The organism is Archangium sp. (assembly GCF_036389735.1).
Lineage (GTDB): Bacteria > Myxococcota > Myxococcia > Myxococcales > Myxococcaceae > Archangium.
The window spans coordinates 1-2,976 of sequence record NZ_DASVWK010000944.1; the positions used below are offsets into that span (position 1 = coordinate 1).

At 66.6% G+C, this 2,976-nt stretch carries 4 protein-coding genes; 2 read left to right on the forward strand and 2 right to left on the reverse strand.

What is annotated here, in order from left to right:
• On the forward strand, positions 1–291 hold a 291-nt coding region (locus VF794_RS33610; RefSeq protein WP_331117206.1), incomplete at its 5' end, for an SDR family oxidoreductase.
• Between the two features lie 65 nt (positions 292–356).
• Here VF794_RS33610 and VF794_RS33615 read toward each other — a convergent pair.
• Positions 357–2,330 carry a hypothetical protein gene (locus tag VF794_RS33615; protein WP_331117207.1) on the reverse strand — a complete coding sequence of 658 codons (1,974 nt, stop codon included), beginning with the start codon at positions 2,328–2,330 and terminating at the stop codon, positions 357–359.
• Between the two features lie 176 nt (positions 2,331–2,506).
• On the opposite strand from VF794_RS33615, the gene VF794_RS33620 reads away from it, so the two are divergent.
• Positions 2,507–2,704, forward strand: coding sequence for a hypothetical protein (locus VF794_RS33620; RefSeq protein WP_331117208.1), 198 nt, complete (start codon positions 2,507–2,509; stop codon positions 2,702–2,704).
• Positions 2,705–2,727: 23 nt separating this feature from the next.
• On the opposite strand, the gene VF794_RS33625 is transcribed toward VF794_RS33620, so the two are convergent.
• On the reverse strand, positions 2,728–2,976 hold a 249-nt coding region (locus VF794_RS33625), incomplete at its 5' end, for a DUF5953 family protein (protein WP_331117209.1).

Genomic DNA, 2,976 nt, shown 5'->3' on the forward strand with positions numbered 1-2,976 from the left:
GACTACGCGAGCACCAAGGGCGCCATCGTCACCTTCACCAAGGGACTGGCGCAGGAGCTCATCGAGCGGGGCATCCGCGTCAACTGCGTCGCCCCGGGCCCGGTGTGGACGCCGCTGATTCCCCAGTCCTTCGACGCGGAGAAGGTGAAGAACTTCGGCAAGAGTTCGCCCATGGGCAGGCCAGCGCAGCCCGTGGAACTGGCGCCCTCGTTCGTGTTCCTCGCCTCGGACGAGTCGCGGTTCGTCAATGGGGAGATCCTCGGCGTCACCGGCGGTCAGGTCCTCGCCTGAGAGGGCGCTCCAGATGAGAGAGGGCAGCCCGGGCGACTCCCCCTCCCACCGGACCCGCCGAGCGTTCAACGCTCCGTGTCGGGAGCCCGCCGTGCGCGGCGCACCATCAACGAGGCCAGGGTCACCAGCCCGAGCATGCCCACCAGACCGCCGCCCCCCGTGCTGCCGCAGCCCCACCCGAGCGGGGAAATATTCCCGGTCCCCGCGTCGGGTGGCGACCACGGGAGCCCTGTCGACCTGGCCTCGTCGGAGGGACGGCCCACGCCATTGAAGGCACGCACCGTGACGTAATAGGTCAGCCCCGCCTGGGGCTGGAAGCTGGCGGAGCTCTCCGTCGAGGTCTTCACGGACGTGAAGGGTTGCACGTTGTCGCGCTGCCCCGAGTGACCAATGGCCCACTCGTAGCGGCTGATGCCCGTCTCCGGATCCGTGAAGTTCCTCGAGGGGTCCGCGAATCTCCAGGTGGCGAAGACACCCGTGTCGGAGAGCGAGGCCACCACCTGACCCGTACTCGGGGCGGAGGGGTCTACCTCCAAGCGGAAGATGATGCCGTCCAGGTTGCCGTTGTGCGAGGGGTCGTGACGGACGGTGCCTTGGAGCACATCGGGCGCGTCGGAGGTTCCGACGAGCGTGAGCCGCCCCTGGGGACCGGCGACCATTGCCCGCACCCATTCCTCGGCGTTGCTGGAGTTTCCCCCCACGTAGGAGATCCAGATGGGCTGCGTCAGGGCCGCATCCACCATGGCGACGAAGCCCTCGCTGTTGCCGGTGTAGGTGGTATCGAAGGCATTCTGGTCGAGGCCCGAGCTGCTCGTCGTCCGGCCTCCGACGAAGACGTTGCCAAGCGCATCCACCGCGGCCTGGGCCACCTCCTCGGCGTTGCCGCTCCCCACTTGAATACCGCCCGTGACGCGAACGCCGTCCTCCTGCAACCGGAGCACGTAGGTGTCAAAGTCCGCCTCACCGGAGCCTGACTTGGGAAAGGCCGAGGAGTTGGTGCGCCCCACGGCGATGACTCCAGCCACTCCAGGTACCGCCAGCAGATCACGAACGTCGTCCGTGGCGTCGCTGCCCACGTGGGTGAACCAGTTGACGCTGCCCGTGCGGGTCAACTTCGCGACGAAGCCATCGTCGGCCCCTTCGTGGAAATCCTCGACGGGATTGATGCCGCTCTCGCTGAAGGGGGAGCCCACGGTTCCCGCCACGTAGAGATTCGAGTCCTTGACCAGGAGCGTGTACGTCGTGTCATCGGCGACCGTGTAGGACGGGGGGACGTCGTTCGTGTCTTCGCTCCCGATGAAGCGGGTCCACAGGACATTCGGGCTGCCATCGCGGGTGAGCTCCACCTGGGTGACGAATGCATCGAAGCCATCGCCCCGGGCGCCGACCTTCTCCGGTCCCGAGAAGGAAGACGACGGGGAGCGGCTCCTGCCTCCGACGTACACCGTGCGCTCGTCCACGGCGAGGGAGACCCCCTCATCCGTGTCATTGCCTCCCACGAAGATGAACCAGAGCAGCTCGCCGTCCGCGCTCACTCGCGCGAGGAAGGCATCCGAGTTGCCGCCTTTATAGGGATGTGCCGCCGCGGGCTCGACGAGGGCGGTGGGGGAGGTCTGGATCCCCGTACTCCCCATGAACTGCGTGAGCGTCCCCGCGACGAACACATCCCCGGTCCCATCGTCGACCCACCGCACCCGGCGCGCGAGGTCATCGCCGCTGCCACCGAACACGCGCACCCAGGCCAGGGAGCCGTCCTGGTTGAACCTGGCGACGACGGCATCCCTGCCCGAGTCGGACCTGGGTAGGCCCTCATCGGCCGGAAAGCCGCTCGTCGAGCCCGTCTGTCCCACCACGATGACCTCGTCGTTGGCGTTGGTGACGGCGTCTCGCAGCTCGTCGACCTGACCGCCTCCCAGGTACGAACTCCAGGTGACGGAGGGTTTCCAGGCCTGCCCCCATACCGGGGCCGGCAGCAGGGCGAGAGCTAGCGGAACCAGGGCGGCGACCAGGGTGGCGCTACGAAGCAGACGAGCGGACACGACGATTTTCCCCTTCACGGAGCGAGCGACACGAGGCCAAGTCCCCTGGGCGGCAGGCGCCTGGAACCAGAGATGGTGTCAGAGATGATGTCCAGGGAGGGTGTCAAAGGACTCGTTCCGATACCTCGCGTCCTACAAATCGTCTGACACCCTTTCTGGACCGAGAGACTGGCGGCATGGATGACGCCCAGAGTGGCCAGGAAGAGCGAGAGCACCCGCTTGGCGTGGAGGTCTTCCGCGAAAAGGCCGGAGAGGAATTCATGGACCTGCTGCTCGTTGATTGCTGGAGTACCCACTTCTTCAGTAACGTCCATGACCCTACTGCTCCAACCAAGCAGCCAGCCAACCCCTTCCTGGCCTGCTTTTCTATATGAGGGGATGCCTCAGGTGTCGAGCTTCAAGGGGCTGCGCGCCCGCCGATCTCCGGGAAACGCTCGTAGGCCCGCTTAAGCGCGTCCAGGTGGGCGGGGTCGTCCAGGTCGAGCGGCGCATCCGTGAGCTGCACAACCCACCCGCCCGTCGCGGTACGCCGTGAGCGCGAGAGCAGTTCCGCATCGCGGGTGGGTTCTGGAAAGCCGATGGCCCGTGCGGCAGCATCCGACCAGTAGTTCAGCCATCCGAGGTAATAGGGAATCTCGGGCGAGCG